The organism is Pseudomonas sp. SED1, from assembly GCF_034044025.1.
Lineage (GTDB): Bacteria > Pseudomonadota > Gammaproteobacteria > Pseudomonadales > Pseudomonadaceae > Aquipseudomonas.
This window is the reverse complement of the sequence record NZ_JAXCIS010000117.1, coordinates 1-4,667: the sequence shown is the minus strand read 5'-3', so window position 1 is coordinate 4,667 and position 4,667 is coordinate 1. Positions and strand designations below refer to the sequence as shown.

4 protein-coding genes are annotated in these 4,667 nt (G+C 62.2%); 3 read left to right on the top strand and 1 reads right to left on the bottom strand.

What is annotated here, in order from left to right:
* Positions 1-42: 42 nt before the first annotated feature.
* A complete protein-coding gene (locus SNL23_RS15340; protein ID WP_318302644.1) occupies positions 43-1,446 on the bottom strand; it encodes an aminotransferase-like domain-containing protein in 1,404 nt (467 codons plus the stop codon).
* A gap of 129 nt (positions 1,447-1,575) precedes the next feature.
* Between SNL23_RS15340 and SNL23_RS15335 the strand changes: the two genes are divergently transcribed.
* From SNL23_RS15335 to SNL23_RS15325, 3 genes are all read left to right on the top strand, one after another.
* Complete coding sequence (locus tag SNL23_RS15335) at positions 1,576-2,211, top strand: LysE family translocator (protein ID WP_167665600.1); 636 nt, start codon at positions 1,576-1,578, stop codon at positions 2,209-2,211.
* A 79-nt stretch (positions 2,212-2,290) separates the two neighbouring features.
* The gene (locus SNL23_RS15330) at positions 2,291-3,349 is read left to right on the top strand and encodes a diguanylate cyclase (protein ID WP_318302643.1); all 1,059 of its coding nucleotides are present in this window, start codon (positions 2,291-2,293) and stop codon (positions 3,347-3,349) included.
* A 69-nt stretch (positions 3,350-3,418) separates the two neighbouring features.
* Positions 3,419-4,648 carry a M20/M25/M40 family metallo-hydrolase gene (locus tag SNL23_RS15325; RefSeq protein ID WP_318302642.1) on the top strand — a complete coding sequence of 410 codons (1,230 nt, stop codon included), beginning with the start codon at positions 3,419-3,421 and terminating at the stop codon, positions 4,646-4,648.
* Positions 4,649-4,667: the final 19 nt, after the last annotated feature.

Sequence of the window (4,667 nt, the reverse complement as noted above, 5' to 3'; positions counted from 1 at the left end):
TCAGCCATCACCCAAATAACGGATATACACCCCAAACCCCGCCTACACCTGCGACAGCAACAACCCCTCAAACTCAACCTGACCCCGCGCCTGATCACAATGCGCCACATTAAACCGCATAAAATCCCGCAACCGCGGCTCATACCCAAACAACGCTCCCGGCGCCAACACCATCCCGCGTTTCAACCCGGCTTCAGCCAGCCGCTCACCATTAACCCCCGCCGGCAACCGCGCCCAGATAAACATCCCCCCCTCAAACCCCATCGGCAACTCACACCCACAACGCCGCAGCCACTGCTCAACCCGCCCCCCAGCCTCCAGCAGCCGCTGAACCATGCGCTTGCGATGCCTGGCATACCCACCCTCACTCAACAGCCGATACACAATCTGCTCAAACAACTCCGACGTAATCCCACCGCTCATCAACTTCATATTGGTCAGATTCGCCGCCAACTGCGGCGCCGCCACCACATAACTGACCCGCGCATTCGCCGTCAGCACCTTCGAAAACCCCGACAGATACGTCACCTGCTCCAACCCCGCCAACGTCGCCAAACGCGGCGGCGGGTTAGGGTGCAAGTCCCCGTAAAGATCATCCTCAACGATATGGCAGCGATACTCCCGGGCCAGCTGCAATAACCGAAACGCCTGGCTCGGACTAAACGAATGCCCGGTCGGGTTATGCAGCACACTGGTGGTCAGGTACAAACTGGGACGATGCTCCGCGAGCAACTGCTCAAGCGCGACAAAATCAAACCCGTCGGGCCGGCGAGCAATCGTCACCACCTTGACCCCATGCAATGCCAGGTTCGCGTGGAAGTTGAAATAACACGGCGCGTCCAGCAACACCGTGTCCCCGGGCCGCGCCAGCAGGCGCATGAGCATGTCCAGGCCTTGCACGGTGTTGGGCGTGGTGATGATCTGCTCCACCGGCACCGACAACCCTTCACCGTGCAGTTTCTGCTGCAACGCCTGGCGCAACGGCAGCAGGCCCGCCGGGGTGCCCAGCCCGGCGATGCGCAACGTGGGAGCACGCACAGCACTGCGCATCGCCTGGCGCAACACGTCGGAATCCAGCCAGTCTTCCGGCAGGTGGCCGCCGCCGGGGCGCAGGTCGCCTTGGGCCATGGCCAGGGGGCGGCGCAGTACGCTGAGCAGGTCCTGGGGCAGCAAGTCGACCCAGGTGCTGGACGACGGCTGCGCCAGGCTGCTGGCGACAAAGTGCCCGCGGCCCTGACTGGAGGTCAGCAGGTGGCGCCCGCGCAGGCGATCCAGCGCTTCATTTACGGTGAATTTTCCGACGCCCAGCAAGGCCCCCAACTCACGCACCGACGGCAGTTTGCTGCCGGCCGCCAGCTCGCCTTGCTCAATCGCATGGGCCAGGGCATCGACGATCTGCTGCACCTTCGGCGCTCGGTCATGAAAGTGAATCGCAGGAATGGGCATCGCACTGTCCTTAAGTTTGCCGCCAACTTTACCGGTAAAGTCTGCGCTTATTTCCGCAGAGTTTACCTGCCTGTGGCACGCCGTGCGCCCTAGACTGCAAACCTTCTTTCCTGCTGTGAACCCCACGCCATGGCCACTGCGCTGACGCTGTCTTCGTTTCTGTATTTTCTGCTGTTGTGCACCACCCTGGCGTTCAGTCCCGGACCCATGACCCTGTTGTTGCTCAGCCTCGGCTTGAAAGACGGCCTGCGCCGCTCTTTGCCGGCACAGTTCGGTGCGAGTGTTTCCTATCTGGTCTCGATCCTGATCTTTGCCGTGGGCTTTTCCGAACTGATCAAGGACTACCCGCTGATCACCCGGATCATCCAGGTGGTGGGCGTCGCCTACATCCTTTACCTGGCCTACAAGCAATGGACCAGCAGCGGGGTGACGATCACTGCCCACGACGCAACCCCGGAAAATGCCCGCAGCCTGTTCGGCAAAGGCCTGCTGACGGGGCTGTCGAATCCCAAGGCGATCATCCTGTTCAGCGCCGTATTCCCGCAGTTCGCCGCCATTGGCCAGGGCAGTGCGGCCGCTGACATCGCCATCCTCGGCCTGACTTTCCTGCTGCTGCAATTCGCCAGCGGCTGCCTGTATTGCTACTTCGGCCAGCGCATCAAGCACGTACTGGAGAACCCCAAGCGCCGGGTGCTGTTGCAACGGGCTACGGCGGTGCTGCTGCTGGGTGTGGCGTTGATGCTAGCCCGGGGCTTTTCCAACTGATGGCCAGCTTATGAGCGGTAGTGGCGATCTGCCGTTGCCCTGATAGACTTCGGGCATTCATCCAGGATCAAGCCAGACCATGCCAGCCGCAGGAGGAAAGGGGCTTTCGCTCGCTTCACGTCTGTACAAGTCGCGCGCCCTGGGATTGACCCTCGGGTTTGTCTGCGTGGCCGCCGCCATCTACCCGTTGAATAAACCCGTTTGGGTCTGGGTGGTGATGATCGCCAATGCCTTTATCTGGCCACATGTGGCGTACCAATGGTCGCGGCACTCGAAAAACTCCCTGCGCGCGGAACACCGCAACTTGTTGCTCGACTCGTTCTGCGGCGGGTTCTGGGTCGGCGCCATGCAGTTCAACCCGCTGCCCAGCGTGACCACCTTGTCGATGATGACCATGAACAATGTCGCCATTGGCGGCCCGCGCTTCATGCTCGCCGGGTGGGTGGCCCAGGCGCTGGGTATCGGCGCCTCGCTGCTGGTGTTCACCCCGGCAGTGACGGCCCTGACCAGCGAAGTGCAGCTCTACGCCTGCCTGCCGATCCTGATGCTCTATCCCCTGGCCCTGGGTTGGATCTGCTACCGGCAAGCGATTACCCTGGCCCGGCACAAACGCGAGTTGTTGGCCCTGAGCCGCACCGACAGCCTGTCGGGCCTGCTCAACCACGGCGCCTGGAAAGATCACCTGGAAATCGAGTTCCAGCGCTGTCGCCGCGACCAGCAGGGCGCGGCCATCGCGCTGATCGACATCGATCACTTCAAGACCATCAACGACACCTACGGCCATGTCACCGGCGATATCGTGCTGCGCCAGTTGAGCAAAGTGCTGCGCCAGAATCTGCGGGCCACTGACCTGGCCGGGCGTTATGGCGGCGATGAGTTCTGCGTGATCCTGCCGGACATGCCGCTGAACCGTGCCACCGAAGTGATGGATGCCCTGCGCGACCGCTTCAACTCCCTGGCCTACGCACAGGACCCGACCTTGCGCGCCAGCCTGAGCATCGGCCTGGCGCCGTATCGACCGGCCCACGGCGACGCCACCAGTTGGCTGAACGACGCCGACCAGGCGCTGTACGAAGCCAAAAGCAGCGGGCGCAACCGGGTCAGTTCGGTGCAGGGAAGTTGGCTGAGGTCGATCTGAGGATCAACAAATTGTTTTTTGTCAGGTAGGGTGGAGGGCTACCTCCCAACAAAAAACAAGGATCGGTTCATGCTCTTCAACTTCCCGCGTACCTTGCTGGCAGCCACCCTGGCGCTGTCGTTCGCCATGCCGGCCTTCAGCGCCGAGCCCCACAAACAGATCCAGGCCGATTCCGAGCAGTACAAGGCCGATGCCTTGAAACTGCTGGAGCGTCTGGTGAATATTGATTCAGGCTCCGGCTACGAGCCGGGCCTGACCCAAGTGCGTGACATCGCTGTCGACGAGCTCAAACAACTGGGTTTCAGCATCCAACTGGTGCCGGATGCTGCGGCCCATAACAGCCATGTCATCGCCACCCTCAAAGGCACCGGCAAGGCCAAGATCCTGCTGATGGCCCACATGGACACGGTGTTCAAGGAAGGTTCGGCGGCCGCGCGGCCGTTCCACATCAAGGACGGTCGTGCCTATGGCCCGGGCGTAATGGATGACAAAGGGGGCATTGTCGCCGGCATCTACGCCTTGAAAGTCCTGAAAAACCAGGGCTTCAAGGACTACGCGCAAATCACTTTCCTGCTGGACGCCAGCGAAGAAACCGGCACCGATGGCGCTTCCGAGCTGATCCGCAACACCGCCAAGGGCCACGACGTGACCCTCAACCTGGAACCGGGTCGCCCGGCGGATGGCCTGGTGGTGTGGCGCAAAGGCAGCGCCACTGCGGTGGTCGAGGTCAAGGGCAAGGCCGCCCACGCCGGCGTCGCTCCGGAACTGGGCCGCAATGCCGCGATGGAAGCGGCGCACCAGATCTTGCAACTGGGCAAGCTGGGGGATGCCGAGAAGAAAACCACCATCAACTTCACCGTGATCAACTCCGGCGACCGGGTCAATGTGATCCCGGACCAGGCCACCGCCAAGGCGGACGTGCGGGCGGCGTTGCCGGAAGAGTTTGATCGGATCGAGAAGGACCTGGCGCGAGTCTCGGCCAACAAGCTGATCCCCGAGACTGAAGTGACCACAAGCCTGCACCGTGGCCTGCCGCCAATGCCGCAGACGCCGGAGTCGGACAAGCTGGTGGCGATCGCCCAGGGGATTTATGGCGAACTGGGACGCAAGCTGACCATTGAAGGCAGCGGCGGGGCGGCGGATGCCAGCTTGTCGGCCGGCGTGGGTACGCCGACCCTGGACGGGTTCGGGATTGTCGGGGGCAATATTCATACGCCGGAGGAATATGCCGAGGTGGAGAGTGTGGCGCCGCGGATTTACCTGCTGAGCCGGATGATTATGGAGCTTTCCAAGCGCTGACTTAAGAACGCCACACCTC